At 65.3% G+C, this 1,789-nt stretch carries 2 protein-coding genes; both read right to left on the bottom strand.

Features of this window, described 5'->3' with window-relative positions:
- A partial coding sequence (locus FHS44_RS40025; RefSeq protein ID WP_184725865.1) for an ABC transporter substrate-binding protein occupies positions 1–563 on the bottom strand: 563 nt, incomplete at its 3' end.
- On the bottom strand, positions 560–1,330 hold the full coding sequence (locus tag FHS44_RS40030; protein WP_184725867.1) for a GntR family transcriptional regulator: 771 nt from the start codon (positions 1,328–1,330) through the stop codon (positions 560–562). The genes FHS44_RS40030 and FHS44_RS40025, both read right to left, overlap by 4 nt.
- Positions 1,331–1,789 lie beyond the last annotated feature (459 nt).

A 1,789-nucleotide genomic window follows, 5' to 3' on the forward strand; every position in this document is an offset into this window, starting at 1 on the left:
TCTTCGAAGGCTCCGGCGCACAGGAGTGCCCACGGCTGCGTCAGGTCCACGCTGGTCAGGTTGTCTTCGGGGCCGAGCCGTACCGTGCTCAGCCCCAGGGAACGCGCGGTCGCCTCGGCACCGTCGCTCACCTGGCGGCCGAAGCTGCCCTTGCCGGTGACGATGCACAGGGGCGCGGGGTTGGTGGTGGCCAGGTGGTGCAGGAACGGGGTGGCGTATTGGCTGGTGGGAGTGAGGATCGAGATGAGGTGTCCGGGGTGGGAGGCTTCGACGTCGTCGCCGGATCCGCCGTGGTTCCACAGCAGGCGGTCGTGTTCGGCGGCCAGGCGGGCAGCCGTACGGGTCAGGTGGGTGGAGTAGGGGCCGAGCAGGAGGTCGCAGTCGTCTGCCAGGTCGCGAAAGCCCGCCCGCAGGACTGCGGGGTCGCTGTGGTCGTCTCGGATGAGCAGGTTCAGGGCGGGGTTGGCGGCGTGCCAGATCTCCAGGCCGAGCCGGGCTTGGCGGCCGAAGCGGGCGTGCTTGCCGGACAGTGACAGGAACGCGCCGATGGTGAGGGCTGTCACCGCATTTTCACCTCGTATCGGAACTCGTGGCTGTCTGCGGCCACGGTTGACTCTTGAACCTCCAGCGGCCGGTTTTCGGAGTCGTAGACCGTGCGTATGACTCGAACCACCGGTACGCCTGGCATGAGGTTGAGTTCGGTTGTCTCTTCTCTGGTTGGCATCCGGCAGATCAGGTCTTCGACGCTGTGGCTGACCTGGCGGCGGATTGGTCCGTCGGGGTCCTCGATCAGAGCGTAGACGCCGCCTTTGATCCTGCGGGGTTGCGTGATGACTGTGTCGGCGGCCAGGGCGGCGGGGTAGTAGCTGTCGCACAGGGCGATAGGTAGACCGTCAACCAGGAACGTTCTGCGGCGCACGACGACCTGGGCGTTTTGGTCGAGTTCCAGGCGGTGGGCGATCTCGGCGGGTGCGTCCAGGGTGGCGACATCGCGTATGCGTTGTTCTGGTGACATGCCTTGTTCGCGGACTTGGGCGTTGAAGCCGGGCAGCCCCGCCTCGCGGTGTGTGCGGTAGTTCGATCCGCTGATCAGCAGTCGGACGCGGGGCTTGGGGCGCACGAATACGCCTTGGCCTTGGCGGGTGGTGACCAGCCCTTCGGCTTTGAGCAGGGCGAGGGCTCGGCGGACCGTGGGGCGGGTGGTGCCGTATCGCTGGGCCAGGGTGTTTTCGGACGGGAGCTTCTCACCGAAGGTGAGGTTGCCCGTGATGATCTCGGTGCGCAGATCGTCCACGATCCGCTGATATGGGAAGGCGTGGCCTTCAGACATGCACCCGAGGATACAAGCCAACTTGGATTGCCAAGTCCCTTGACTTGGGTTTCCAGGCGGCCTTATCTTTCGAGGGCCAACTTGTAATTCCAAGTTGGGGGATGATCATTTTCTTCGACGTTTGCCTGATCCCCGCGTTGGGCGAACGGTCGCGTTGGCCTGAAACAGACGGGTCCGGCAGGCGCTGGAACGCCGTACCGGACCCTTGATCAGGAAGGTAACTCCTGACGTGAGCAAGAGTAGTGCTCCGGTTCCCAGCCGGAACACGCCAACCCAGAACAGTTGCGGCTGCTTCGCTGGTGCCGTACCCCTACCCATGGGGTGCGCTCGGTGTGGGCATGCCCCCTACGCCCACGGTTGTTCGCAGCAGGACGGGCACGAGTACGTGCAGCCGTCCGGGCTGTTGATGAACGCCCGTCTCCAGGCCCGCCGTGAGTACGGCCCGCAGATCCTTCCCGC

Origin of the sequence: Streptosporangium saharense, from assembly GCF_014203715.1 — a bacterium.
GTDB classification, from domain to species: domain Bacteria; phylum Actinomycetota; class Actinomycetes; order Streptosporangiales; family Streptosporangiaceae; genus Streptosporangium; species Streptosporangium saharense.